The organism is Corynebacterium sp. UMB4614 (assembly GCF_030217065.1).
Classification (GTDB): domain Bacteria; phylum Actinomycetota; class Actinomycetes; order Mycobacteriales; family Mycobacteriaceae; genus Corynebacterium.
This window is the reverse complement of record NZ_JASONC010000012.1, coordinates 26,801-51,937: the sequence shown is the minus strand read 5'-3', so window position 1 is coordinate 51,937 and position 25,137 is coordinate 26,801. Positions and strand designations below refer to the sequence as shown.

23 protein-coding genes are annotated in these 25,137 nt (G+C 65.4%); 18 read left to right on the top strand and 5 right to left on the bottom strand.

The window, feature by feature from the left end:
- Positions 1–115: 115 nt before the first annotated feature.
- Positions 116–1,231, bottom strand: a complete 1,116-nt coding sequence (locus QP413_RS06595; protein WP_284781217.1) for a hypothetical protein — start codon at positions 1,229–1,231, stop codon at positions 116–118.
- 165 nt (positions 1,232–1,396) lie between these two features.
- Here QP413_RS06595 and QP413_RS06590 point away from each other — a divergent pair, with 165 nt between their 5' ends.
- The 3 genes from QP413_RS06590 to QP413_RS06580 are packed head-to-tail and all read left to right on the top strand — an operon-like array spanning position 1,397 to position 3,415.
- Positions 1,397–2,278 (top strand): rhodanese-like domain-containing protein, encoded by an 882-nt coding sequence (locus QP413_RS06590; RefSeq protein WP_284781216.1) that lies wholly within the window; start codon positions 1,397–1,399, stop codon positions 2,276–2,278.
- 11 nt (positions 2,279–2,289) lie between these two features.
- A complete protein-coding gene (locus tag QP413_RS06585; protein WP_262368107.1) occupies positions 2,290–2,868 on the top strand; it encodes a PTS glucose transporter subunit IIA in 579 nt (192 codons plus the stop codon).
- A 4-nt stretch (positions 2,869–2,872) separates the two neighbouring features.
- Positions 2,873–3,415 (top strand): hypothetical protein, encoded by a 543-nt coding sequence (locus tag QP413_RS06580; RefSeq protein ID WP_284781215.1) that lies wholly within the window; start codon positions 2,873–2,875, stop codon positions 3,413–3,415.
- Positions 3,416–3,444: 29 nt separating this feature from the next.
- Here QP413_RS06580 and QP413_RS06575 read toward each other — a convergent pair whose 3' ends face one another.
- Positions 3,445–4,296, bottom strand: coding sequence for an SDR family oxidoreductase (locus QP413_RS06575; protein ID WP_246821170.1), 852 nt, complete (start codon positions 4,294–4,296; stop codon positions 3,445–3,447).
- A gap of 124 nt (positions 4,297–4,420) precedes the next feature.
- On the opposite strand from QP413_RS06575, the gene gcvP reads away from it, so the two are divergent.
- From gcvP to QP413_RS06515, 12 genes are all read left to right on the top strand, one after another.
- A complete protein-coding gene (gene gcvP / locus QP413_RS06570; protein WP_284781214.1) occupies positions 4,421–7,342 on the top strand; it encodes an aminomethyl-transferring glycine dehydrogenase in 2,922 nt (973 codons plus the stop codon).
- 30 nt (positions 7,343–7,372) lie between these two features.
- Positions 7,373–8,563, top strand: a complete 1,191-nt coding sequence (gcvT, locus tag QP413_RS06565) for a glycine cleavage system aminomethyltransferase GcvT (protein ID WP_284781213.1) — start codon at positions 7,373–7,375, stop codon at positions 8,561–8,563.
- 274 nt (positions 8,564–8,837) lie between these two features.
- Positions 8,838–9,221, top strand: coding sequence for a glycine cleavage system protein GcvH (gcvH, locus tag QP413_RS06560; RefSeq protein ID WP_284758212.1), 384 nt, complete (start codon positions 8,838–8,840; stop codon positions 9,219–9,221).
- A 99-nt stretch (positions 9,222–9,320) separates the two neighbouring features.
- On the top strand, positions 9,321–10,991 hold the full coding sequence (locus tag QP413_RS06555; RefSeq protein WP_284781212.1) for a hypothetical protein: 1,671 nt from the start codon (positions 9,321–9,323) through the stop codon (positions 10,989–10,991).
- A gap of 242 nt (positions 10,992–11,233) precedes the next feature.
- On the top strand, positions 11,234–12,406 hold the full coding sequence (locus tag QP413_RS06550) for a DMT family transporter (RefSeq protein ID WP_284781211.1): 1,173 nt from the start codon (positions 11,234–11,236) through the stop codon (positions 12,404–12,406).
- 231 nt (positions 12,407–12,637) lie between these two features.
- On the top strand, positions 12,638–13,195 hold the full coding sequence (gene pyrE / locus QP413_RS06545; protein ID WP_012361024.1) for an orotate phosphoribosyltransferase: 558 nt from the start codon (positions 12,638–12,640) through the stop codon (positions 13,193–13,195).
- 58 nt (positions 13,196–13,253) lie between these two features.
- Positions 13,254–14,123, top strand: coding sequence for a lysoplasmalogenase (locus tag QP413_RS06540; RefSeq protein ID WP_284781210.1), 870 nt, complete (start codon positions 13,254–13,256; stop codon positions 14,121–14,123).
- Positions 14,123–14,854 carry an RNA methyltransferase gene (locus tag QP413_RS06535; protein ID WP_012361022.1) on the top strand — a complete coding sequence of 244 codons (732 nt, stop codon included), beginning with the start codon at positions 14,123–14,125 and terminating at the stop codon, positions 14,852–14,854. The genes QP413_RS06540 and QP413_RS06535 overlap by 1 nt, the downstream gene beginning before the upstream one ends.
- Before the next feature lie 96 nt (positions 14,855–14,950).
- Entirely contained in the window at positions 14,951–16,084 is a 1,134-nt protein-coding gene (locus QP413_RS06530) for a glycoside hydrolase family 76 protein (protein ID WP_148792795.1), read from the top strand.
- Positions 16,085–16,275: 191 nt separating this feature from the next.
- Positions 16,276–17,310 (top strand): class II fructose-bisphosphate aldolase, encoded by a 1,035-nt coding sequence (gene fbaA / locus QP413_RS06525; protein ID WP_012361020.1) that lies wholly within the window; start codon positions 16,276–16,278, stop codon positions 17,308–17,310.
- A 74-nt stretch (positions 17,311–17,384) separates the two neighbouring features.
- On the top strand, positions 17,385–17,846 hold the full coding sequence (locus QP413_RS06520) for a DUF3151 domain-containing protein (RefSeq protein ID WP_012361019.1): 462 nt from the start codon (positions 17,385–17,387) through the stop codon (positions 17,844–17,846).
- Between the two features lie 72 nt (positions 17,847–17,918).
- A complete protein-coding gene (locus QP413_RS06515; protein WP_284781209.1) occupies positions 17,919–19,220 on the top strand; it encodes an aromatic acid exporter family protein in 1,302 nt (433 codons plus the stop codon).
- Between the two features lie 12 nt (positions 19,221–19,232).
- Here the strand turns inward: QP413_RS06515 and QP413_RS06510 are convergent, their stop codons facing one another.
- Positions 19,233–20,111: a hypothetical protein gene (locus QP413_RS06510; RefSeq protein WP_284781208.1), complete on the bottom strand. Its 879-nt coding sequence runs from the start codon at positions 20,109–20,111 to the stop codon at positions 19,233–19,235.
- A 131-nt stretch (positions 20,112–20,242) separates the two neighbouring features.
- Between QP413_RS06510 and QP413_RS06505 the strand changes: the two genes are divergently transcribed.
- Genes QP413_RS06505 through QP413_RS06495 form a run of 3 tightly spaced genes read left to right on the top strand, consistent with a single transcriptional unit; the run spans position 20,243 to position 23,447 of the window.
- Positions 20,243–21,550, top strand: coding sequence for a sodium:glutamate symporter (locus QP413_RS06505; protein ID WP_336620847.1), 1,308 nt, complete (start codon positions 20,243–20,245; stop codon positions 21,548–21,550).
- Between the two features lie 51 nt (positions 21,551–21,601).
- Complete coding sequence (locus QP413_RS06500) at positions 21,602–22,891, top strand: adenylosuccinate synthase (protein ID WP_284781206.1); 1,290 nt, start codon at positions 21,602–21,604, stop codon at positions 22,889–22,891.
- 52 nt (positions 22,892–22,943) lie between these two features.
- A complete protein-coding gene (locus QP413_RS06495; protein WP_284781205.1) occupies positions 22,944–23,447 on the top strand; it encodes a hypothetical protein in 504 nt (167 codons plus the stop codon).
- Here QP413_RS06495 and QP413_RS06490 read toward each other — a convergent pair whose 3' ends face one another.
- Together QP413_RS06490 and QP413_RS06485 are read right to left on the bottom strand one after the other, a co-directional pair.
- Positions 23,448–24,083, bottom strand: a complete 636-nt coding sequence (locus tag QP413_RS06490) for a CueP family metal-binding protein (RefSeq protein ID WP_284781204.1) — start codon at positions 24,081–24,083, stop codon at positions 23,448–23,450.
- Between the two features lie 166 nt (positions 24,084–24,249).
- A complete protein-coding gene (locus tag QP413_RS06485; protein WP_148820294.1) occupies positions 24,250–25,134 on the bottom strand; it encodes an urease accessory protein UreD in 885 nt (294 codons plus the stop codon).
- Positions 25,135–25,137 lie beyond the last annotated feature (3 nt).

Sequence of the window (25,137 nt, the reverse complement as noted above, 5' to 3'; positions counted from 1 at the left end):
GGGTGGGCGGGGATCCTCGCCCCGGCAAAGCCCAAGGCCCGGCGGCGCTCAGCATCTACTGAGTGCCGCCGGGCCTTTTTCCTCTGCTCGCTGCGTTAATGCAGGGCGCAGCGGCTTAGTAGTTCGGGTTATAGACCGCCTTCGGCAGGCGCTGGGAATCCAGCTCGCCGCCGTCAGCCCCGATCACGCGCAGGGTCTTGCCGTCGATCACGATGGTGTTCGGTGCGGCGGGGACGCGGAACTTGCCGCGGGCCACGTCCGCGGAGGCCATGTCGACGTCCTCCTCGTAGCCCATGCCGTCGCTGTAGCCACGGTAGTAGTAGCGGCCGTTATCCGGGTTCTCGCAGATCGAGACGTAGGTGGAGCCGTTGGTCGCCGCGTATACCCACTCGTCGGTGGAGTTGCAGCGGGCGTTACTGCTGACCTCCCAGCCGTCGGAGCGGAGCCCGTAGGGGTAGTCGGACGGAGACGAGACCGCCTTCGGGCCGTTGGAATCATCCGGCTCGGAGGTCTCGGTGTCCTCGTCGTCGTCCTCGTCGTCCTCCTTTGCGGTCGTCTTCTCGGAGGAGGGTTCGTCCTCGTACTCCGTCTCGTAGACGGTGACAGGCTCATCGTTGGAGCCACCCTCCTTGGAGCCCGCGAGGAACCACCACAAGCCGCCACCGATCAGCGCGAGGATCAGGAGGAGGATGAGCGCGATCAGCCAGCCCTTGCCCGATTTCTTTTCTGGGGCTTGCTGATAAGGGGCCTGCTGTTGTGGCCCCTGGGCGTAACTCTGCTGGTAGCCACCCTGCTGATAAGGGCCTTGCTGGTAAGGGGCTTGCTGATAGCCCTGACCATTCGGCGGCCCCTGCTGGAAACCTTGCTGATAGGGGCCCTGCTGATACGGACCCTGCTGGAAGCCCTGACCGTAGCCCGCCGCGCCAGCCGCCGCCCCTGCCGAGGTCGCGCCCCGCTGGTAGTTCGGTGGCTGCGGCGAGTTCGCCAGCCCAGCCCAGTCCTCCGCCGGGTGCGACGAACGCAGGTCCGGGTCGGTGCTCTCCTTGCCCGAGTCCCGCGGCGCGTTGGGGGACGTCGGCGTGGGCTGACCAGCACTCGGTTGGTTGCCGCTCGGCTGGTTGGTGCCTGGTTGGCTCTGCGCCCACGGATTATCCGAGGGCTGATTCCATGGGTTCTCCGGCTGGCCATCGCCGGAACCAGACGGCTTCTTCTCCCACGGGTTTTCAGACATCCACTGCTCCAGTCTTTGAGGGGTAGAAAGCTAACCTAAAAAGCATATAAGAAAGCGCGCCTGAGCGGGGCGTAGACCCCGATAGGAGATGCTTCCACGGGGTCCTGTGTGGGCGAGGCTGAGCAATGGAAACCTCCGTCGCGCACAATCTCTAGGATGGTGACCATGAGCCAAGCAACTTCCCGGCGCGTGCACGATACCTTCTCCAAAATTCCGGGCCCATTCATCAGCGGTGAGCAGCTTTATGAGGCCTACCGCCTCGGCGAGCGCATGACCATCATCGACTCCCACTGGGCCAAGACCGAGAACAGCGCGTGGGAAGCCTACGTGGGCCAGCACCTGCCAGGGGCGATGTTCTGTAACCCCCTCCAACACCTGGCCGGCACCCCCTCCCGGGCGCGGGGCCGCAACCCCATGCCGGGCCTGGCCGCCCTGCAACGCAGTTTCTACAACTGGGGCATCACGGAGGGCCGCCCCGTCGTCATCTATGACGCCGGGCGCAATATTTATGCTGCTCGCGCCTGGTGGATCCTGCGCTGGGCTGGCGTCGAGAACGTGAAGATCCTGAACGGCGGAACTTCCCAGTGGGAGGAGGCGGGCGGCGACGTCGCTGGCGGAATCGGTGCTCTCCGCGGACGCGGGGACTTCAAGATCCGACCCCGCTCCATGCCGGAGCTGTATATCGACGAGATCGACGTCTGGTGCCGCGACCGAATGCTGGTGGATTGCCGCGACCCGGAGCGCTTCCGTGGTGTTCGGGAGCCCTTCGACCACCAGGCAGGTCATATCCCGAGCGCGGTGAACATCCCCGTGGCCTCCTTGCTGGACGAGGAGGGCAAGGTCCTGGGTGGCGCCCAGCTGCGTGAGATCTTCGCCAGCCACGGCATCGATGAGAACACCGAGCTGACCGTGCACTCCGGGTCCGGGCTGGACTCCGCCCTGTTCCTGGCCGCGATGGAGGAGGCGGGCCTTCCCGTCGGGCGGCACTTCGTGGGTGGTTGGTCACAATGGTCCGCCTCCTCCTCCCGCAAGATCGCGCGCGGTTAAGCTGGGGAAGCATGACAGACGGGCACGATTTTGAAGACCTCGGCAGCGAGGGGGATGTCGGCGCCGCAGGCTTCGGCGCTGCCGACGTGGATGCCGTCGCTACAGGCCGCGGGGGAGCTCCGGGGGCCGAGCGCACTCCGGTGGGCGCGCCACTCGCCGGAACGACCGCGCCGCTGAATGCGGTGCCGCACCCCGTGTTCGCCTCCGGCTCCGCAGGTGCGGGCGTTGCCGTGATTCCGGACCCCGACAAGGAGATCGTGGAGGTACAGTCCCCGGTCGCGGGAACCCTCGTGCGGGTGCAGCCCCACATGTTCGTCGTGGAGCTGGAAGACGGTAGCGCCCGCGTGTTGGTGCAGATGGGCATCGATACTGATCAGCTCAACGGGCAAGGCTTCGCGACCCGCTGGGTCGAGGGCTCAACCGTGCAGGCGGGAACCCCGGTGGTCACCTACGCGCCGAAGGAGGTCGGCCGCCTCGGCTACGACCCGATCGTGCTGGTGTTGGCGCTGTCCCACGGGGCGGAAGAGATCGAGTTTCCCGTCGCACTGAGCGGCCCGTGCGCGGCGCAAGACGAGCTGTTTAGGGTCTAGACGCATGGCACGGCGCCTATTGAATCTCGTCGCGATGCTGTGGATGCTTACCGCGTTGACGGGCTTTCCGCAGTTGCTGGACACCGACGTGCTGCGCCGGGTGGCGACCTATTACTTCCTGGGGCTGTTTGCGCTGCAGATCATCCCGTTGGTCATGACCTACAACGGCAGCTTCGGTCACCGGCTCCACCCGATCAACGTGGCCTATATGGCGCTGGCCTCACTCGGGCTGGTCGGCAGCGTGATGCTGGCGATCGTGTTCGGGGTGCACGGTGGCCCGGGGGTCACCATTCTCGCGGGCGCGCTGCTGTTCATGGGGGTTGTGGGCGCGACGGTGCTCGCACTCTTTGCCCAGCCGTGGCGCGACTGGGCCTTTAAGCAGCGTGAGAGCGAATATCTGGAGCGGATGAATCACCGCTTAGACGTGCGCGCGGAGGCACGCTCCGAGCTGCACTCTGCCTTTGGGGAGAGGGCCTTTGGGGAGAGGGCTTTTGGGGAGAAGGCCTCTGGGGGCGAGGGCGGCAGGACACCCGGCGAGGAGGACTAACCTGCCGGCCCGAGATTAGTCTGCCGCTTTTAGAGGCCGTGTTTGGCGCGCATGATGCGCAACATCGTCTCCCGCGGCACGAGTCGCTGCAGGATATACGGCACCGGCGCCAGGGAGCCCCGGGCGTACACCGCACGCGGGCGCGCTTCTGCCACCACGGTGCCCACCAGCTCCGCGACGTCCTCAGCGCTGATGCCCTTGGCTTCGTTGTCGTTGAGGGTGTCGAGCATCCGGTGGAAGTCCCGCGAGTACGGGCCGGCGTCGTCGACGTAGATGGTGCGCCGCGAACTGAGCCCCGTGGCGATCGCGCCGGGCTCCACGGTGGAAATGCCGACCCCGAACGGCGAAAGCTCGCTGCGGGCAGAGTCGGCGAAGCTGCGGATCGCTGCCTTCGAGGCCACGTAGCTACCCCGGTAGCTCAGCGGGAAACTGCCCAGCATGGAGCCGATCATGACGATGCGGCCGAAACCCTGCTCGCGCATCGCCGGCAGGAACTTCTGGGTGAGCTCCACGTGCCCGATGACGTTGACCTGGAACAGCCGCTCCAGCGCCTCCCGGGGTAGCTCCTCCAGTGGGCCGTTCTGGCTCTCGCCTGCATTGTTAACGAGCACACCCGGCGCGCCAAGTGCCAGGACGTCCTCGGCGAAGGTCTCAATAGAGGCCGGATCTGCGAGGTCTAAGGCTAGGTACTCCACATTCGGTACCGGGTCGGTGAGCGTGGCCGGGTTACGTGTGGTTCCGACCACCCGGAATCCGGAAGCCACGAAGCGGGCTGCGACCGCCTTGCCGATCCCGCTGCTCGCCCCGGTCACGACGGCGAGGCGGCCGTCCGGGACCTGGGGCAGGGCTGGGGGCAGGAGCCACGAGCTGAGGGAATTCACAGAAGTCTTTTTAGGCACAAAAGGAACCTTACCCCTGAAAACGTGACCCCGGCCACTATTGTCTGGAGCCTCCGATAGGATTTAGGCGGAATAAGCACACCACAAACCGGAAAGTTTGAGCTTGATGGCTACTGATCACGCAGCTTTTGTCCACCGCCACATCGGGCCCAACGGCAGCGATACCCAGGAGATTCTCGACTTCCTGGGCTATGATTCCTCCGCTGCGCTCGCGGAGGCCGCCCTTCCTTCCTCCATCGTTCAGGAGGGGCCGATCGGCCTGCCTGACGCGCTGACCGAAACCGATACTCTCGCCGCGCTTAAGGCGATGGCGTCGAAGAATAAGCCGATGAAGCAGCTCATCGGTAACGGTTACTACGACACGATCACCCCCGCGGTGATCCGCCGCAACGTGGTGGAGAACCCGGGCTGGTACACCGCCTACACCCCGTACCAGCCGGAGATTTCCCAGGGTCGCTTGGAGGCGCTGCTGAATTTCCAGACCATGGTGCAGGACCTCACCGGCCTGCCGATTGCGGGCGCATCCCTGCTGGACGAAGCCACCGCCGTCGCCGAGGCCGTGCAGCTCATGGCTCGTGGCAACACCAAGGCCGCCAAGCAGGGTGGTGTGGTGCTGCTGGACTCCTCCCTCCACCAGCAGTCCATCACCGTTACCGAGGCTCGCGCCGAGGCTGCAGACATCCCGGTCAAGGTCGTCGATTTTAAGGACGCTACCGCCGCCGATTTCGCCGCCGCCGCGGGAGACACCCCGCTGGTCGGTGTTGTGGTCTCCAACCCGGGGTCCACCGGCCGGATCCGTGACCTGAGCGGTCTGATCTCCGCTGCGAAGGAGGCCGGCGCGCTGGTCACCGTCGCCGCCGACCTGCTGGCCCAGGTCCTGGTGACCTCCCCGGGCTCCCTGGGTGCGGACATCGCGGTGGGCTCCGCCCAGCGTTTCGGTGTGCCGCTGTTCTTCGGCGGCCCGCACGCCGGCTTCATGGCCTGCGTCGATTCCCTGCAGCGCAAGATGCCGGGCCGCCTCGTGGGTGTGTCCAAGGACGCGGAGGGTACCCCGGCATACCGTCTGGCGCTGCAGACCCGCGAGCAGCATATTCGTCGCGACAAGGCGACCTCGAACATCTGTACCGCCCAGGCTCTGCTGGCCGTGGTGGCGGGCTTCTACGCCGTCTGGCACGGCCCGGCTGGCCTGCGCCAGATCGCAACCCAGGTGCACGGCCGCGCCGTCGCTCTGGGTGTGGGTCTGTCTGAGGCTGGTCTGAGCCTGGCTCACGACTCCTTCTTCGATACCGTGACCGTGGATGTGTCCAGCGTCGGTGGCGCGGACGCCGTCCTGCAGCGTGCGGTGGACGCGGGCTTCAACCTGCGGAAGGTCGACGAGGACCACGTCGGAATTTCCGTCGGCGAGTCCACCACTGACGAGGACGTCGCTGAGCTGCTGGCCGTCGTCGCGAAGAAGGAGGGCGCAAGCGCGGATACCTCCGGTTTCGACCTTTCTGCTGGCCCGCTGGCTGATCTTGATGTGCTGCGCGAGGACGAGATCCTCACCCACCCGATCTTCACCGCCATCACCTCTGAGACCCAGATGATGCGCTACATGCGCAAGCTGGCGGACCGTGACCTGGCGCTGGACCGCACGATGATCCCGCTGGGCTCCTGCACCATGAAGCTCAACGCCGCCGTCTCCATGGAGCCGATCACCTGGCCGGAGTTCGCGGGCATCCACCCGCACGTCCCGGCCGATCAGGCCGCGGGCTGGCTCGAGCTCATCGATGACCTGGAGGAGCGTCTGGCCAAGATTACCGGCTACGCGAAGGTCTCCGTCCAGCCGAACGCTGGTTCCCAGGGCGAGTTCGCAGGCCTTCTGGCGATCCACCGCTACCACCTCTCCCGCGGTGACGATCAGCGCGATAAGGTGCTGATCCCCACCTCCGCGCACGGCACCAACGCCGCTTCCGCCGCGCTGGCTGGCCTGAAGGTCGTGGCCGTGAAGTCCGCCGAAGACGGCTCCATCCTCCTGGATGACCTGGACGCCAAGCTGGAGAAGTACGGCCCAGAGGTCGCCGGCATCATGATCACCTACCCGTCCACCCACGGCGTGTTCGAGGAGCACGTCCGCGAGGTCTGCGACAAGGTCCATGCTGCGGGCGGCCAGGTGTACATCGACGGGGCGAATCTCAATGCGCTGGTCGGCCTGGGCCAGCCGGGGCAGTTCGGTGGCGACGTCTCCCACCTGAACCTGCACAAGACCTTCACTATCCCGCACGGCGGCGGTGGCCCGGGTGTGGGCCCGGTCTGCGTGGCCGAGCACCTCATCCCGTTCCTGCCGACCGATGCGACCGTCGAGCAGTCTGAGGACCCGAACACCGGCCTGCCGGTCTCCGGGGCAGCATACGGCTCCGCCGGTGTCCTGCCGATCACCTGGTCCTACATCGCGATGATGGGTGACGAGGGGCTGACCGAGGCCTCCCGCATGGCCCTCGTCAACGCGAACTACATCTCCCGCAAGCTCGCCGATCACTTCCCGACGCTCTACACGGGCAAGAACGACCTGGTCGCCCACGAGTGCATCCTGGACCTCAATGCCCTGACCAAGGCCTCCGGCGTGACCGCCGAGGACGTCTCCAAGCGCCTGATGGACTTCGGTTTCCACGCCCCGACCCTGGCCTTCCCGGTGCCAGGCACCCTGATGGTCGAGCCGACCGAGTCCGAGGACAAGGGGGAGCTGGACCGCTTCATCGAAGCGATGATCACCATCCGCGGTGAGATCCAGGAGATCATCGACGGCAAGGTCACCGTCGAGGAATCCGTGCTGCGCCACGCGCCGTTCACCGCGTTCAGCGTGACCCGCGACGACTTCGAGGAGGCCGTCTCCGGCGGCAAGTTCTCCCGCCAGCAGGCTGCCTTCCCGGTGGATGGCCTGCGCCACACGAAGTACTTCCCGCCGGTGCGCCGCATCGATAACGCCTACGGCGACCGCAACCTCGTGTGCTCCTGCCCGCCGCTCGAGGCTTTCGCTATCGAGGACTAAGACCCAGCACGTTTGAAGGAAGGTTTTGCAATGACTGATTCTGCAAGCACCCCGAAGCACACCGCCCTGCACCACGTGCACGAGCAGCTCGGCGCCCGCTTCACCGACTTCGGTGGCTGGGACATGCCCCTGAAGTACGGCAAGGAGCTCGACGAGCACCGCGCCGTCCGCGAGACCGTCGGCGTCTTCGACCTCTCCCACATGGGCGAGGTGGAGGTCTCCGGCCCGCAGGCCGCGGAGTTCCTCGACTACGCCCTGATCTCCCGCCTTTCCGCCGTCAAGGTTGGCAAGGCGAAGTACTCCATGCTCTGCACCGAGGACGGCGGCATCGTGGACGACCTGATCACCTACCGCCTCGCGGATGACGACTTTCTCGTCGTCCCGAACGCCGGCAATGCCCCGCGCGTCGCCGAGGCCCTGGCGCAGCGCGCCGAAGGTTTCGACGTCACCGTCGTGGACCAGACCGCGAACAAGTCCCTCGTCGCGATCCAGGGACCGAAGGCCGCCGAGGTCATGCACGCGATCGTCGAGAACGTCACCGATGCGCCGGAGGCTTCCGGCGCGACCGAGGATGTCAAGGGCGCGGTCGACGGCCTGGGCTACTACGCCGCCTTCAAGGGCATCGTCGCCGGTCAGCCGGCACTGATCGCCCGCACGGGCTACACCGGCGAGGACGGCTTCGAGATCATCGTGGACAACGACGCCGCCGAGCAGGTGTGGAACGTCGCGCTGGGCAAGGCCACGGAGCTGGACGGCCTGCCCTGTGGTCTGGCTGCCCGCGACACCCTCCGCCTGGAGGCTGGCATGCCGCTCTATGGCAACGAGCTCAACGACGAGCTCACCCCGGTCGACGCGGGCCTGGGGATCCTGGCCGCGACGAAGTCCAAGGATTCCTTCGTGGGGCGCGATGCGATCGTGACGGCGAAGGAGAAGGGCGCGGCGCGGGTGCTCATCGGCCTGCAGGGTGAGGGTCGCCGCGCAGCCCGCAGTGGCTACGCGGTCCTGGCCGGCGAGGGCGAGGATGCCCAGCCGATCGGAGAGGTCACCTCGGGCGCGCTCTCGCCGACCCTGGGTTACCCGGTCGCGATGGCCTACGTGGATAAGGCCGCGACCGAGGAAGGCGGGGCAGCGGCCGTGGGGCAGACCGTGCAGGTCGATATCCGCGGCAAGCAGTACCCGTACCAGGTCGTGGAGATGCCCTTCTACCAGCGCGAAAAGTAGGGCAGCCGGGGCCTCACCGCCCCGCCCTACCCCTATTTCAGGTTTATTTCACGTTTTGCAGAGTTTGACGTCGGAAAACCCCAGAAAAGCGGCATCAAACTCTGCAAAACATGAAATGGGGGTGGCCCAGCCGGCCCCGGGCCCAGGTATCCCCGTGATATCCGCCGCAGCGGGCCGGCTGTGTAGTACAGTTTGCCGTGTTCGATGTGGTGGGGATTACGCCCAATGCCCATGACACGCCCACAGTTTTTGAAGATGATCGTGAGGAGCGACCATGACTGCTTTGCCTACTGACTTCCTGTACTCCGAAGAGCACGAGTGGGTTAACACCACCGACATCACGGAGGGTGAGGTCGTTCGCGTTGGCATCACCCACATCGCGGCAGAGGCTCTCGGCGAGATCGTGTTCGTCGAGCTCCCAGAGGTCGGCGACGAGATTGAGGCCGGCGAGCCATTCGGCGAGGTCGAGTCCACCAAGTCCGTGTCCGACATTTACGCGCCGGTTTCTGGCGAGATCGTCGCCGTGAACGAGGAGCTCGAGGACAACGCCGGCGTCATCAACGAGGATCCCTACGGCGAGGGCTGGCTTTACGACGTCCGCGTTTCCGAGGCGGGCGAGCTGATGGACAGCGCCGACTACGCTGCTGCCAACGAATAAGAGGCGCTGACGCGCCGTTCGGGCGGGGAGTGAGGCTGGCTGCCAGGCTCGCTCCCCGCTTTCTGTTGCTGCACGGGGAGGCGGACTAGGCTGAACGACATGAGTGGATCGATTGTTGCCCTGCTCATCGGGCTGATTTTGCTCGTTGTGGCGGTGTGGTTGCTGAAGCACGCGAGCTCCCAGGGGGAGTCTGGCGGTGCTGCGGCAGCTAGGCAGTCGGTTCCTCCCGCTTCTTCCCTCCCGGACCCCGACTCCACCGACGACGACGGCGACGCGAACGGCGCGGCGTCGACCGCTGGGGCGGTTCCTGGCGCTGCCGATGGCGGCGGGTCGGCCGACGAGCGGGCCGACCGTGCGGGCGAGGGTGCTGTCGCAAGCCCGGTTGGGGAGCAAGCCCAGCCAGAGGACGCGCCGGAGCTGCCCCCGGAGGACGCACAGGCCCCGGAGGAGGGGCCGGATATGGTGGCCGCCGAGACTGCCCAGGGTGGGCTGTTTGCCTCGATCCGCCGCCGGCGCCGCCAGTGGGCTGCCGTCAACGGGGCGGAGTTCACCCGTGAGGATCTCGATTTGCCGCAGGAGTGGCCGATTGCCGCACTGCACGCGGTGAGCGTTTCTCCCATTCGGGCCCTGGCCAAGGATGTGGTCAGTGGCTTTTGGGAGGGGCACGAGTACCACGTGGCAGACCTGGGGGAGGGCACGCTCATGGCGATGCGCCGGGCGGCCGCGTCCCCGGTGACGGTGCACTATTCCCGCGAGCAGGGGGTGACAGAGGGGCTGCGACGTTCCGAGCTGCTGGATCAGCCACCTTATGCCGCTTATACCTCCGACGTGCGGGCTCTCGACCGCATGCTGGATGTCCGGGTGGAGGACAGCCTCGCGGCGCTGAGCCAGGTCGCCTCCGACGTAATCTGGGGTGGCGACTGGGTTATCTTGAGCATTAGCCGGAAGCTGGACTTCAGCATCTGGCTGCGGATCCTGCCGGAGCTGCTCTCCCTCGCGCACGCGGCGATGGTTCTTCCGCCGCGCACGATGAGCGTGGTCCTGGAGCTGGAGAACGCGGACCAGACACGGGCGCTGCCAGGCACTTCGGTCTCGCTGACTCCTGCCGGGGCGGAATCTTCTGATCGCCAGCAGGGCGAGGGTGCGTCGCAGGACAAGGCCGGTCGGGAGCGCAACGAGGGCGACGAGGCGCCCGTGGGGGAGAAGAAGCCGCGGCCGGGTTACCTGCGCCCCGTGGGGCAGACCCCGTCCGCACCCGTGGCGGAAGGGGAGCCAGCGGAGGCTGCCGCGTCGCCGAGTTCGGATCCGACAGCTGAAGAAGTCTACGCCGGGCAAGAAAGTGACGAATCAACTTTCTCGGATCGTCCGCATATCGAGCGGCCGGCTAATCCCGTGGAATTCCCTCGCCGTTTCGATCGGGAGCGTGAGGCGAACCTGACTGATGATTTCAATGGCCCGGCGCTTGAAATGGATTCGGAGAATATCCCTCTCATTGGGGAGGATCCGGACCATATTTCTGCATCGGTCGGTCAGCGCCTCCAGGTTATTCGCGCCGATATTGAGAGGGCGCCCACAATCTTTAGTGACGAGCTGTCCGCCACTGCTGCGGAACGGCGGGGGCAGCGCCGTCGAAGTGGCCGTCACCGTGCTCCGGATGCGCGCCATGCACTGCCGTCCCCGATTGAGCCGGTCGAGGCGGAGATTGAGCTGGTGGAGGCGGAAATCGTCGAGCCGGATGATGATGAAGGCACGGGTTCGCAAGAGCGTTAAATTCTTCAACTCGAGGTAGCCTCATGGTTACTTCCAGCGGGCGCGAGCAATGGCGGAATTATTCGCGCCTTAATTGTTGAAGGATATATCTCCACATAGAAATTCACTTCCTTTAGAAACATAACTCCCGTCATGCCAACTAAAAAGACCGATTGATTAATTGTGGAAACAATACGGGCATATTGGATTATTTGTGATATTAGGCATAAAGTATTGCTTTTTCCTGAAAGCGAAATGTAAAAATGGAAACCATGAACACTGTTAAGGGTCAAGGCGCTACGGCGTCCGGACGCATGCTTCCAGTCAAGCCTGTGTCCCACGGCAAGGCCGTGCTCATTCTCGGACTGGGTACCGCATTCCTCGCTTTCACTCCTATCTGGGTGAAGGCCTCCAACATGGATCCTGCGACGCAGGCATTCCTCCGTATTCTGATCGGCCTGATCGTCCTGCTGCCGTTCGGCTTCTGGGAGATCAAGCGCAAGGGCTCCCTGCCGAAGGCGGGCATCATCATGTCCCTCGTTGCAGGCCTGTTCCTGGGTGTCGACTTCACCGCCTGGAACTACTCGATCTTCTACGTCGGCGCCGGCATCGCGGCCATCCTGCTGAACCTGCAGGTGATCGTCGTGCCAATGCTGACGGCGATCTTCGATAAGTACAAGATCCCGCCGGTCTTCCTGGTGCTCGTGCCGATCATGATCGTCGGTGTCATGCTCACCGGTGGTGTCTTCGAGGGCAGTGGAGAGTCCACTGGCCCGGAGCAGATCGCAGGCATCAACACCGCAACCCTGGGCACCCTGCTCGGCCTGACCTCTGGTATCTGCTACTCCTTCTACCTGTACTTCTCCCGCAAGGCTGGTACCACCGCTCCGCGTAAGGACCTGTACATCCAGCCGATGATGTACACCGCTATGGCTCAGCTGGTCGCACCGGCTATCTGGGCGCACACGGGCTCCCCGCGTGGCGGCTTCGACTTCACGCACGGCGTCCTCGTCGATGGTCACCTTCCTGCCGTTAATCCGGAGACCGCTCTGGGCGACGAACTGACCACCATGAACTGGATCTGGCTGATCATGCTGGCCACCCTCGGCCAGGCCGTCGCCTGGACCTTCGTCCAGTGGGGCACTGTCTGGCTGGATCCGACGCTCTCCGCCGGTATCCTGCTGCTCTCCCCGGTCTCCTCTGTGGTCATCGCCTGGCCACTGTTCGGTGAGGTTCCATCCCTGCTGCAGTTCCTGGGTATCCTCATGATTCTCGGAACGGTGATGTACCAAAACGGCCTCTTCGATAAGTGGCTAGGAAAGAAACAAAAGACAGGCGATGTCGGTAACGCGGAGGACACGATCGAAGACGAACTCGTCCGAGAAGGCCTCGCTCCGGGACACTCACCAGATGAGGCCAAGCCCCTGCGGGACTAAAACAAGCCCCTGCGGGACTAAAACAAGCCCCTGCGGGACTAAAAGAAGACTGTGAATCCGCTTCAATCGGAAGTGTGACCACGAAAAGCTAGCGTGGTCTGACCCTTCCACGCGGCAACCCACCCAATGAGCCCTCGCTGAACGCGAGGCCCACTGGGTGGGTTTTGTTTTTCCTGCGGTAACTTAAAGAACAGAAAAGCTTTCACCCCTCCTTCGGAAGGAACGCGTCCCATGGCACAGGAAATCCCCTCCGTCGACCGCGCCGCCGCTGCGCGACTCGCAGAGCTTGTCAAGGAGCTCGCCGTCGTCCACGGCAAAGTCACCCTCTCCTCCGGCAAGGAAGCTGACTACTACGTCGACCTGCGCCGCGCCACCCTGCACGCGGAAGCCTCCGCACTCATCGGCCAGCTCCTGCGCCAACTGACCAGCGACTGGGAATACACCAACGTCGGCGGGCTGACCCTCGGCGCCGACCCGGTCGCCACGGCGATCATGCACGCCGGCGAAGGGGTCGACTCTTTCGTCGTGCGCAAGGAAGCCAAAAAGCACGGCATGCAGCGCCGCATCGAAGGTCCGGATATCGCCGGCAAGAACGTGCTCATCGTCGAAGACACCACGACCACCGGCAACTCCCCACTCACCGCCGTAGCTGCTGCCCGCGAAGCCGGGGCGAACGTCGTTGGCGTGGCGACGGTCGTGGACCGCGACACCGGTGCCCGCGACGTCATCGAAGCTGAGGGCCTGGAGTACCGCCCGCTGCTCGGCCTGACCGACCTCGGCCTGAACTAGGCCTGCCCGCCGCCGCGGTGGTGAGATAGCCGCGCCGTGAACCCACAAGGAGACACCGATGCGCAGCACCCTGACGCAGAACCGAATCCTGAGCCACGTGCTGGAGCGAGCCGCCGAAGGCACCCGCGCCCTGCGCACCGCCGCACGCCACCCACACCCGGGCCGCATCGCCTACCTGGCGGCCGGCACCGTCTCTGTCGCTGCCGCAGCCACGCGCTCGGATCGCATCACGCGCGCCGTGAAGCCAACGCTCATGCCCCTGCTCGCGAGCACCGTGTTCGCCCCCGGTGCCACCGCAGATAACCCGCGCTCCTGGGGCAAGATCCACACCCCCAGCGCGGGGCAGGCGCTTCTACTCGCAGGTCTGGTAGGCGGCTGGCTGGGGGACATCACCCTGATGAACACCCAGTCCCGCAGCGCGGAGCCAGTCGAGCGGGCTAAAAGCCTCAACCGTGGTGCGGCGTGGTTCAGCGCCAACCAGCTGGCCTATATCTGGCTGCTCGCCAAGCGGGGCGCCCGGCCATCGCCGGCGGTCGCCGCGGCCCACCTGCCGGCCCTGGTGACGGGGCTGGGGTTAGCCAGATGGAAGCTACCCAAGGCCCTACCCGCCGCGGGCGGCTACGGCTCCCTGCTGGGAGCCACCAACATGCTGGCGCAAGACCCGGCCCTCCTTCGCAGCACACCAGAGGAAACCCCGGAGGACTACGGCCACGCCCTCGGCGGAACGCTCTTCCTGCTCTCCGACGCCCTGATCCTCAACCGCCTCACCCTGTTGAAGCACGCGCAGCGCCCCACCGCGCCAAGGGCGCTGAAGATCATCGACGCGCTCACCGACGGCGCGGTCATGGCGACCTATGTCATCGCGCAGCTACTGCTCGTCGACGGAATCAACGGCGCGCTGCACCAGAAAACAGAAAAGGCCGCGTAGTGAGCCACGAAGACAGGCAGGAGAGCACGCAGCCGGGCCACCAGTCGCCCCAGCAGCCGGAACCCACCGAAGGCTCCGGCAAGGGCCCGACCGAGTGGTTCGAATCCCGCGTCGGCGTCGGCCCCTGGGAGCAGGAGTACCCCGGGGTGCCGCTGCCTACGGAGGCCCATTTCGACCCGGAACTGCTCGACAACGGTGACCGCCGCAACGTCGTCGACGCCTACCGCTACTGGAAGATGGACGCCATCGTCGCGGACATCGACTCCCGCCGACACGAGCTGCACATCGCCATCGAGAACTTCGAGAACGACGCCAACATCGGCACCGTCGTCCGCACCGCCAACGCCTTCGCAGTGGATACGGTCCACATCGTCGGGCGCAAGCGCTGGAACCGGCGGGGCGCGATGGTCACCGACCGCTACCAGCACCTCGAACACCACAAGACCGTCGCCGAAGTACTCGACTATGCGGCGGAGCAGGACCTGGCGGTCGTCGCCGTGGACAACACCCCCGGCTCCGTGCCGCTGGAGACCGCTGAGCTGCCGCGCCGCTGCCTCCTGCTCTTCGGCCAGGAGGGGCCCGGAGTGACCGAGGAGGCGCAGCGCGGGGCGCGGATGACCGTCTCCATCGCGCAGTTCGGATCCACCCGCTCGATCAATGCGGGCGTGGCAGCGGGGATCGCGATGCACGCCTGGATCCGGCAGCACGCGGACCTCTCCCAGGCCTGGTAAAAGCAGCAAAACTTCGCGAAAATCGCCGGGATTGGGCAGACTTAAGGCGTGCACGAACGTTGGGATTACCGGGCCGATCTGGCCCAGCAAGCAATCATGGACCGCCACGCCTCGAAAGTATGGGGCGTGCCGCGGACTAATCTTGCTGTGATCGCCTGGCCGCCCCTGGCGCGGGACAAGGCCTTTTACCGCTGGCATTACTGGTGGCAGGCCCACTATGTGGACTGCCAGGTGGACGCCACGCGCCGTCGACCTTCCAAGACCCGCCAGCGTGAACTGCGAGCCACGCTCCGTGGCATGCGGCTGCGCAACCTCGCCCCCCTGACGCGGAATAACTACTACGACGACAAGGCCTGGCTCGCGCTGGCCATGTGGCGGGCGGAGCAGTACACCAAGGTCAAGCGGGTCTCTGCCCGCAAGGACCTGGAGGAGAACATCCTGGAGGGCGTGGATTCGCTCACGGGGGTGCTGCCGTGGCGCAGCAACGAGACCTTCTACAACGTTCCCACCAACGGGCCGGTCGCGATCATGGCCGCCCGCACCGGGCGCCTTGATCTAGCCCGTCAGCTGGTCGACTGGATCTGGGAGAACATGCTCAACGAGGACGGCCTGGTCATGGACGGGCTGTGGATGCGCATGAACGGCCCCGTCCCCGAACCAACGATTCACAGCTACTGCCAGGGCGTTGCCCTCGGGGCCTGCGTCGAGCTGGCCGTCGCCGAGCGCGAGCAGGCCCGCGTCGGGGAGGACGAGGTCTCGGAGGTTGGGATGGACTATATCTACCGCGCATGCGGCCTCATCGACGCGATCTCCGAGCACCTGACCAGCTCCAATGACGTCATCAACGCCCCCACCGCCGGCGGCGATGGCGGCCTGTTCAATGGCATTTTGGTCCGCTACCTCGCGCTCGCGGTGGAGAAGTTGCCGGAGCTGGGGCCACGGACACGCAAGGCCCGCTCGCAGGCGCGCAGAATCGTTTTGCACTCAGCCGAGTCCGCCTGGCGCTACCGTCTGGAAGTGGACGGGCTGCCCGTCTTCCCTTCCCGGTGGGATCGGGACGCGACGTTGCCGCATTCCGGTGGCCTGGTTGGTGCGACGATCGCCGGGGCGGTGGCTAGTTCCGACATCGCGGAGCGGGATCTGTCTGTGCAGCTTTCCGGGTGGAAGCTGATGGAGGCTGCCGCGCGCATCACGGAGCTGGAGGCCGCCCAGCGCGAGCAGGCTAACTAGCGCCCCAGCTTTTAGAGAATCCCTGGTCGTAGGGGGTTCTTCGCCACATGCCTGTGCTGCTTGCCCCCTCAAACGGGCGGGGACCGGCGGGGCTGCCGACGCGTAGAATGAAGTGCAGGCATAATTCAGGTGAGTAAACCATGCTGAGCGGGTGGCCCACGCCGCCCCGAAGCGGCACATAGGAGGCAAAAATGGCAATTGCAACCCCGGACGTCTACCGCGACATGCTGGACAAGGCGAAGGAGGGTGGCTTCGCTTACCCAGCGATTAACTGCACCTCCTCCGAGACCATCAACGCCGCCCTGAAGGGCTTTGCGGACGCCGAGTCCGACGGCATCATCCAGTTCTCCATCGGTGGCGCAGAGTTCGGTTCCGGCCTGAATGTGAAGAACATGGTGGCGGGCGCCGAAGCACTCGCGGCATTCACCCACGAGGCTGCGAAGCACTATGGCGTGAACGTCGCGCTGCACACCGACCACTGCCAGAAGGAGAAGCTGGATACCTTCGTCCTGCCGCTGCTGGAGATCTCCCGCAAGCGCGTCGAGGCCGGCGAGAACCCGCTGTTCCAGTCCCACATGTGGGACGGCTCCGCCACCCCGATCGATGAGAACCTGCAGATCGCCAAGGACCTGCTCGACAAGTCCGTCGCCGCAAACATCGTCCTCGAGGTCGAGATCGGCGTCGTCGGTGGCGAGGAGGACGGCGTCTCCGCCGACCCGAACGCAAACCTCTACACCACCGAAGAGGACTTCGAGAAGACCATCGACGTCCTCGGCCTAGGGGAGAAGGGCCGCTACCTGCTGGCAGCAACCTTCGGCAACGTCCACGGCATCTACAAGCCGGGCAACGTGAAGCTGCGCCCAGAGGTCCTCGACATGGGCCAGAAGGTCGCGGAGAAGAAGCTGGGCCTGGCTGAGGGCACCAACCCATTCGACTTCGTCTTCCACGGCGGCTCCGGCTCCGAGAAGGAGAAGATCGAGGAGTCCCTGCGCTACGGCGTCATCAAGATGAACATCGACACCGATACGCAGTACTCCTTCACCAACCCGGTCGCTCGCCACATGTTCGAGAACTACGACGGCGTGTTCAAGATCGACGGCGAGGTCGGTAACAAGAAGGTCTTCGATCCGCGCTCCTACCTGCGCAAGGCTGAGCAGGCGATGTCCGAGCGCATCGTCGAGGCCTGCCAGGACCTGCGCTCTGCAGGCAACACGCTGGGCAAGTAACACCCGCTTCCATATCGGCGCGGGGAAACAATGGCCTCCGTGCCGAAGCAAAAACTGATCAGGAGGAAGGACCAATGGCTGAACAACTGCGTACCGGCCGAGACCTCTTTGGTGCCGAGCACCCCGAGGTTCGCCTGCCGGAGGAACTGACCAGTGCCGTCACCGCCGATGACGCGGGCGCGGACCTGGAGTCGCTGGCTAAGATCGCGAAGGCCAACCCGAAGGACTCCGGTGCGTGGGCTGCGCTGGCCTTCCGCTTGATCGAGGCCGACGAGCCGGTCACCGCCTACGCCTGCGCCCGCACCGGCTACCACCGGGGGCTGGATGCGCTGCGTGGCAACGGCTGGCGGGGCACCGGCCCAGTGCCGTGGGACCACGTCCCCAACCAGGGTGTTCTGCGCGCGATCGGCGCGCTCGTCGTCGCCGCGAAACGCATCAATGAGGACGACGAGGTTATCCGCTGCCTCAATCTGCTCAACGACTGCGACCCGGCAGCCGTGCCGGCGATGAACCTTGAGGACATCGACAAGCTTTAAAAGGCTTGTACGCCCTCTCACTCTCAGCCCTTCGTGCTCGAGGCCACAGCTGGACGTGGCACACTGAAGGGCATGAGTACGCATCGGCCGAAAGATATCCCGCTGGGGGAGGACCTGGGTGAAATCCTCGATAAAGAGGAGGCCAAGTCCCGCCCAGCCCGGGCCCGGCTGCGTGCCCTGATCCGCCGCCGGCCGGGCATCGCGGCCGCCGCGCACAGTATCCGAGACCTTGCACCGAAGCAGCGCATGACGCGTGTGCAGGTTTCCTTCATCTTTGCCTTCCAGTGTGCGCTCGCCGCCGCACTGGCGTACTTCATTGCGATCGAGCTCTTCGATCACCACAACCCGTTCTTCGCTCCGATGGCGGGCATCATCACCCTGGGTGTCAGCGGCGGAAAACGCCTCCGCCGCGCCTTCGAGCTGGTGTTGGGCGTCAGCCTTGGGGTGGGTATCGGCGACCTTGTGATCCGAGAGATCGGGGCCGGCTATTGGCAGATCGCCGTGGTGGTCTTCACCGGCATCGTCATCGCCAGCTTCGTTGACCGCAGCCCGATGGTCGCGATACAGGCGGCCAATACCGGAGTGCTGATCGCTACCTTGCTGCCACCTGGTTCCGGGGGGTCTGCCGACCGCATGGTCGATGCGCTGATCGGCGGGGTGATCGGCATGCTCGTCATAGCTATCGTGCCCCGCTCGCCACTGCGCGCCGCCCGCCGCGACCTGTCCTCCCTGATCTCGAAGTCCGCTCTCGTGCTCGACGAGGTCGCGGCAGCGATGGAGCTCGGCGACGGCGACGCACTGGCCGAGGCATTAGAGACTGCGCGTGGCACGCAGTCCACGGTGAACTCCCTGATGGCGGAGTCCAAGGGCGGCGACGAGATCGTCACCATCTCCCCGCTCTACTGGTCCGCCCGGCGCCACTCCCGCTCCATGCAGCGAGCGCTCCTACCGGTGGATAACCTGGTCCGCAACATCCGGGTGCTTGCCCGCCGGGCGGAGATCATGGTCGAGGACGGCGAGCCGGTCCCGCAGGAGCTCGTGGAGGTCGTCCGTGATCTCTCTGACGCCCTCGGCCACCTGGGCGCGCTGTACACGATGGGTGGCACCCGTGGCAGCCGCCAGGAGCTGGTCGAGATCCCAGAGGTGATCCGCGCGCTGCAGAAACTGGCATCGGAAGCCAAGCCGGACATCATTCCGGACCAGGGGCTTTCGGGTCTGGTGATCGTGGCGCAGGTGCGCTCCGCGATCGTGGATGCGCTGATGGTCTGTGGCTATTCCCGCCCCTCCGCGATGGCCTCCCTGGCGCCTACGGTGAAAAACCCGTGGCACCCGCCGGAGGTCTGGGGCGAGGACCCGGATTTCGACGAGGACTGATCCCCACCGCTCCTAGCGGCGAATGAACTGCCCGTCGCGTAGGTGCCGGTAGAAGGTCACGGCCTTCAGCGGCCGCGGGTGCGTGACCGTATCCCGGGTGACCGTCATCTCCCGGGCACCTGCTTGCAGCGCCCGGCCCTTCAGAATCGTGGGCTCGGCCGGCGGCCGGAATCCCGCTGTAAACTTCGCCCACCAGCCACCCGAACGGGCCTTCGCCAGCCGGTTGACCTGCTCCGGGCTCGGCAACTGCACTGCCGCGATCCCAGGCGCGGACGGGGTCGGTACCAGCCGCACGCCGTGGGTGAAGTCCCCACGCGTCCCGCGGTCATGGTGGTAGAGCGTGTCGGAGTCCACGATGACCTCCCCGTAGAGCTCCCCGCCCTCCGGTCCGGTCAGCTCCGCGCTGCCCAGCACCACGATGGAGTGGTCGTCGCGAATGACGGGCGTGGGGACCGGCGGGGAGGTGAGCGCGAACTCCAGCGCTGCGCCCGGTTCCTCGGGTAGCCCCCAGCTGTGGGCGATGGCACTCTCCCCACCGGTGGGGACGTAGGCGAGCTGGGCCCACAGCGCGTCGATGCGCATGAGCTTCGAGGCCACGGCGGCCACGGTGGCGTCCTCACCGATAACGACTACCCGCACCGGTTCGCTGGTGACGTGCGGGGCGGGCTGCGGCTCGCCCTGGTGCGGCACATCCGGTTGGGCGGCGATCTCGTCGAGCGTGGGGGTGGGCTCGGTCACCAGCTCCGGCAGCGGGTTGAGCACCTTCAGCTCGCGGCGAGTGGGAATCGTGGAGACCTCGTGAAACTCCAGCTTCTCCGAGCCCTCGCCGGCGGCAGCGCGGACGTCCTGCTCCGTGAAATTGGATTTTGGGGTGAGCAACACGATTATCATGGCGTTTAGCTTAACCCGGGTGGCCACCACCGCGAGAGTGAGCCAAACGCGATGACAGCCGCCCGCGAGAACCCGTACGAGAAGAAAGGTGATTTATTCACGTGGATGGCTTCACACCCTTCGACGTCGTGATGGATATCGGCTGGATTTCGGTGCTGCTCATCGTGGGAAACCTCATGCGGCGCTTCATCCCTTGGTTCCAGAAACTCCTGATTCCCGCTCCAATCACCGCGGGCCTGCTGGGGCTGCTGCTGGGGCCCAATGGGTTGGGGCTGATCCAGTTCAGCGAGCACTTCGGGGACTATGCAACGATCCTCATCGCCGTCGTCTTCGGCGCGCTGCCGTTCACGATGAACTTCGACGCCAAGGTGCGCCAGGGTGCGCGCACGATGTGGTCCTACTCCGTGGGCATGTACCTGGGGCAGTGGGGCTTCTTCGCGCTGCTGGGTGTGCTGCTGTTCGCCCCACTGTTTGGGACGCCAGACTGGTTCGGCATCATGCTGCCCGTCGGCTTCGTCGGTGGCTTCGGTGTCGCGGCCGCGGTTGGTGGTGCGCTGGACTCCGCGGGCATGACTGAGGCCACGAGCCTGGGATTCACCGCCGCTGCGGTGGGCATGTTCTCCGCGATCATTGGTGGTGTGATCTTCGCCCGGTGGGGCTCGAAGCGGGGCCACACCAACGAGCTGCCCCGCCTGGACCAGCTGCCGGAGGAGATGCGCACCGGCATTATTTCCCTGCCTGGCCAGCGCCCGAGCGTGGGGCGGGCGACGACGAGCCCGTCCTCGATCGAGCCGATCGCGCTGCACATCGCGGTGCTGACCGTGACGATCTTCCTGGCGAATATCCTGACCAACTGGCTCAACGAGACCTTCCCAGCCTTGAGCTTCCCGCTGTTCGCGATGGCCTTCCTTGTCGGCCTGGCCGGGGTGGGCGCGCTGCACCTGCTCAAAGCCCCGCACTACCTGGACAACAAGCTGATGGGCTCGGTCTCCGGTGCGTCGACGGACTTCCTGGTCGCGGTGGGTATCGCGTCCATCGTCCCGGCGGTGGTGGCGAGCTACATCGTCCCGCTGATCATCCTGTTCCTGGTGGGGCTGGCCTTCTGCCTGTTCCTCTTCTTCTACGTCGCGCCCCGCACCTTCGACCACGGCTGGTTCGAGCGCGCCGTGTTTAGCTGGGGCTGGGCGACCGCTTCGGTGGCCACGGGTATTGCGGTGCTGAAGATCGTCGACCCGGAGATGCGTTCAGGCACCCTCGAGGAGTTTGGTATGGCCTATGTGGGCTTCGCGCCCTTCGAGATCGCCGCGGCCATTCTCGCGCCCATCGCGATCATCGCGGGGCTGGTGTGGCTCTTCGGCGGAGTCGCCCTCATCGCCGGGCTGGTGATGTTGATCCCGCCGATCATCGCGCTGAAGAAGAGCCGCGCTGCGACCTCGTAGTATGATGTGTGAGTTGGACTACCCCCAATAAGCGAGGACAAGAGAAGTCAAATGGCAGCAATCATCGTTGTCGGTGCCCAGTGGGGCGATGAGGGCAAGGGTAAGGCGACGGACATCCTGGGTGGCCAGGTCGATTACGTCGTCAAGCCCAACGGCGGTAACAACGCTGGCCACACCGTCGTCGTGGGAGGGGAGAAGTACGAGCTGAAGCTCCTGCCAGCCGGCATCCTCTCCGACAACGCCACCTCCATCATTGGCAATGGCTGCGTGGTGAACCTGGAGGCCCTGTTCGAGGAGATCGACGGCCTGGAGGCCCGCGGTGCGGACACCTCCCACCTGCGTGTCTCCGCCAACGCTCAGCTCGTCGCCCCGTACCACGTGGCGATCGACCGCGTCTCCGAGCGCTTCCTCGGCAAGCGCGCCATCGGCACCACCGGCCGTGGCATCGGCCCGACTTACCAGGACAAGGTCGGCCGCGTCGGCATCCGTGCCCAGGACCTGCTGGACGAGTCCATCCTCCGCCAGAAGATCGAATCCGCGCTGGATAAGAAGAACCAGATGCTGGTGAAGATGTACAACCGCCGCGCGATTGAGCCGGAGGAGGTTGTGCAGTACTTCCTGTCCTACGCGGATCGCCTGGCCCCGATGCTCATCGATTCCTCGAAGGTCCTCAACGAGGCCCTGGACCGGGGTGAGCGCGTTCTGATGGAGGGCGGCCAGGCCACCATGCTGGACGTGGACCACGGCACCTACCCGTTCGTCACCTCCTCCAACCCGACCACCGGTGGCGCCTGCGTGGGCTCGGGCGTGGGCCCGACCCGCATCACCAGCTCCCTGGGCATCATCAAGGCCTACACCACCCGCGTCGGTGCCGGCCCGTTCCCGACGGAGCTCTTCGACAAGTGGGGCGAGTACCTGCAGACCACCGGTGGCGAGGTCGGCGTGAACACCGGCCGCCCGCGCCGTTGCGGTTGGTACGACTCCGTCATCGCGCGCTATGCTTCCCGCGTCAACGGCTTCACGGACTACTTCCTGACGAAGCTGGACGTCCTGACCGGGATCGGTGAGATCCCGATCTGCGTGGCCTACGACGTCGACGGTGTCCGCCACGACGAGATGCCGATGACCCAGACCGAGTTCCACCACGCCACCCCGATCTACGAGACGATGCCGGCGTGGGACGAGGACATCACCGGCTGCCGCACCTTCGAGGAGCTGCCGGAGAAGGCGCAGGATTACGTCAAGCGCCTGGAGGAGCTCTCCGGCTGCCGCATGTCCTACATCGGCGTGGGCCCGGGTCGCGATCAGACCATCGTGATCAATGACATCCTCAAGGACTAGCGGGGATAGTCAGACCCACGGTGCGGGCGGAGGCTCGGGAAGCGAGCAGGCGATGGGTTCGGGGAGCGCGCCGGAGGGCATGCCGGGGGAGGCTCCCTCGGCCGATCGCGGCGAGGCGGACAGCGTTCCCAGGGTGCCCAGCCGGGACACCGACTGGGTCTTCGCCGCATCCAACGGCTTCGCCCACCGGGTGGGGGATCCTGAGGAGCTGCACCAGCTGTTGGCGGCCGCGCTTCAGGCGCCCCCGGCTGCCGGCCTGGAGTGGATCCAGGTGCAGCACGCGGTGGAAACCCACGTCTACGTGGCTTTTGACGTCGCGGATGGCACCGATGCCGCCACGGACGGCACGGACGCCGCGACCGTCACCGACGGTGCCACCGATGCCGCGGATCCCGTCGCGACCGACGCCGCCACTGACCCCGCCACAGGCACCGATTCCGGGCAGCAAAAATGGCGGGTCAGCGCCGATGAATCGACACGACCCGCCATGGGGGAAGCCGCTGGTGCGGTGCTGACCCCGGATGAGGCCACGCAGCTCGCCCGGCGGCTGCTCTAGTTAGCTCAGCTTGAGATCAGTGACACACGTGGCGCCGTTTGCCTTGGTTGAAAAATCGGCGCTGCCGGTTTTGCCCTCGTGGGTGACCTCAATCTTGCCTTCGATATCGCGCGGCAGCCATACGCCGTAGAAACCGTTATCGAAGGTCTTTACGCGCTCGTCGACCAGTACTCGGTTCGAGCCTGATTCCGTAATTTTGATGTGGATCGGGGCGTTACGCATTTCCCCCTGGCACGTTGTCAGGCTGTGGAACGTGCAGGGGTGAGTGCTATCAACGTAGGGTGCGAAGGACACGTACGTCTTGTCTTTGGGCATATCCATGGCGGCGGTGCCGTCGTTGGTGCTCAGTTCCAGCTGATCGATGCGAACGGAGGCGATGAGGTCCTCCGGCCGTTCATCCACCGGCATCTGATCTAGGGCATCGACCACATCCTCGACGTTGCGATTCTCCAAGGAATATGGGGCGAGGATATCCGCAGGGGTCATCTGGGCGTTTTCCTCGCTCTGGGATTCGACGGCGCTCGTCGCAGTATCAGTTGACGGGTCGCCATTGGAAGCACAGCCGGCGAGCCCGAGTGTTACGGCAGCGATGAGGAAGGGGAACAGTGATTTGTGCACGTTGAACGCGGACCTCATTCTTTAACTGAGTGGGTGATGGAACTTGTCCAGCATGGCACAATGCCGGGGCAAAATGCCCCGGCATTGTCGTGGAGTCCTCCGTGAGTCCCCTGCTATCAGCCGGAACCTGAATTGCACAGAGCATCGTGTGTTTTAAAAGCAGCTCGCCCGGCGGCTGCTCTAACTAGTACTTCCGCAGGTGCAGCCGCGGCTGCCCGCGGAACTTCGCGCGGAGGAAGTTAGCGACCTCCGTGTTCAGCAGGTACAGATCCTCCGTCAGCGTGCCGAGGGAGCGCAGCGCGAGCCCCGGCCCGTCGATGAGGGTGACCCCGAATCGCACGGTCTCCTTGAACTCCAGGCCCGCGAGGTACTCCCGCAGCTCGTCGAGCAGCGCGGCGCCGATGCGACGGTCCACGGCCAGCAGGGAGCCCACGTGGGTCTTGTCCTCCATGTAGAGGATCGAGTCCTCGGTGAACTCGCTGGAGCCCGGCAGGATCAGCAAGTTATCCAGCACCGCCAGCTTGCCGTCCACCTCGACGGTGGTGTGCAGGCGCACGTCCTGGAACTTAAAACGGGTGCCGTCCGGGGACCAGCCCGGTGTGACGATCTCCGCGGTGACCAGGGAGGCGCTGGAGTCCATCTGCACGTTCATGAACTGCGCATAGGAGGCGTCCTCGTACGCGATCAGCTGGTCGGGCAGGTACTCAAAGACGGCGTCCTCGCCCAGCACGACGTGGACGTCCTGCAGGGAGCGGTCATCCGGCGTCTTGTAGATCTTCGTCGCGGACTGGTCGCTCAGCAGCAGGCTCGCGCCCTCGTCCACGCGGACGGTGATGTGGTAGTCATCGCCGCGCAGGTAGCCGCCACCCGGGTTGACGATCTGGTAGTAGACCTGGCCGGAATCGTCGAGGTAGTGGGGGCGGATGACGCGCAGGGCGTTGTGGTAGTACTGCCGCTTCGAATAGGACTTACCGTCCCGCTGCGCGATGTGCAGGTCGAGCCTGCCGATGGGGTCGCGCAGCGAGTGATACCGCTTCGGTGGGGTGTCGATGAACGGGGAGGCTTTCACGGA

Bases quoted from the DNA above. Each gene is read 5' to 3' on its own strand.
- QP413_RS06510 (WP_284781208.1), bottom strand. From the start codon at position 20,111: ATGATAATCGTGTTGCTCACCCCAAAATCCAATTTCACGGAGCAGGAC.
- QP413_RS06530 (WP_148792795.1), top strand. From the start codon at position 14,951: ATGGACCGCCACGCCTCGAAAGTATGGGGCGTGCCGCGGACTAATCTT.
- QP413_RS06505 (WP_336620847.1), top strand. From the start codon at position 20,243: ATGGATATCGGCTGGATTTCGGTGCTGCTCATCGTGGGAAACCTCATG.
- QP413_RS06540 (WP_284781210.1), top strand. From the start codon at position 13,254: ATGCGCAGCACCCTGACGCAGAACCGAATCCTGAGCCACGTGCTGGAG.
- gcvT (WP_284781213.1), top strand. From the start codon at position 7,373: ATGACTGATTCTGCAAGCACCCCGAAGCACACCGCCCTGCACCACGTG.
- gcvP (WP_284781214.1), top strand. From the start codon at position 4,421: ATGGCTACTGATCACGCAGCTTTTGTCCACCGCCACATCGGGCCCAAC.
- pyrE (WP_012361024.1), top strand. From the start codon at position 12,638: ATGGCACAGGAAATCCCCTCCGTCGACCGCGCCGCCGCTGCGCGACTC.
- QP413_RS06520 (WP_012361019.1), top strand. From the start codon at position 17,385: ATGGCTGAACAACTGCGTACCGGCCGAGACCTCTTTGGTGCCGAGCAC.
- QP413_RS06550 (WP_284781211.1), top strand. From the start codon at position 11,234: ATGGAAACCATGAACACTGTTAAGGGTCAAGGCGCTACGGCGTCCGGA.
- QP413_RS06595 (WP_284781217.1), bottom strand. From the start codon at position 1,231: ATGTCTGAAAACCCGTGGGAGAAGAAGCCGTCTGGTTCCGGCGATGGC.
- QP413_RS06555 (WP_284781212.1), top strand. From the start codon at position 9,321: ATGAGTGGATCGATTGTTGCCCTGCTCATCGGGCTGATTTTGCTCGTT.
- QP413_RS06490 (WP_284781204.1), bottom strand. From the start codon at position 24,083: ATGAGGTCCGCGTTCAACGTGCACAAATCACTGTTCCCCTTCCTCATC.
- QP413_RS06495 (WP_284781205.1), top strand. From the start codon at position 22,944: ATGGGTTCGGGGAGCGCGCCGGAGGGCATGCCGGGGGAGGCTCCCTCG.
- QP413_RS06585 (WP_262368107.1), top strand. From the start codon at position 2,290: ATGACAGACGGGCACGATTTTGAAGACCTCGGCAGCGAGGGGGATGTC.
- QP413_RS06500 (WP_284781206.1), top strand. From the start codon at position 21,602: ATGGCAGCAATCATCGTTGTCGGTGCCCAGTGGGGCGATGAGGGCAAG.
- QP413_RS06515 (WP_284781209.1), top strand. From the start codon at position 17,919: ATGAGTACGCATCGGCCGAAAGATATCCCGCTGGGGGAGGACCTGGGT.
- QP413_RS06580 (WP_284781215.1), top strand. From the start codon at position 2,873: ATGGCACGGCGCCTATTGAATCTCGTCGCGATGCTGTGGATGCTTACC.
- gcvH (WP_284758212.1), top strand. From the start codon at position 8,838: ATGACTGCTTTGCCTACTGACTTCCTGTACTCCGAAGAGCACGAGTGG.
- fbaA (WP_012361020.1), top strand. From the start codon at position 16,276: ATGGCAATTGCAACCCCGGACGTCTACCGCGACATGCTGGACAAGGCG.
- QP413_RS06590 (WP_284781216.1), top strand. From the start codon at position 1,397: ATGAGCCAAGCAACTTCCCGGCGCGTGCACGATACCTTCTCCAAAATT.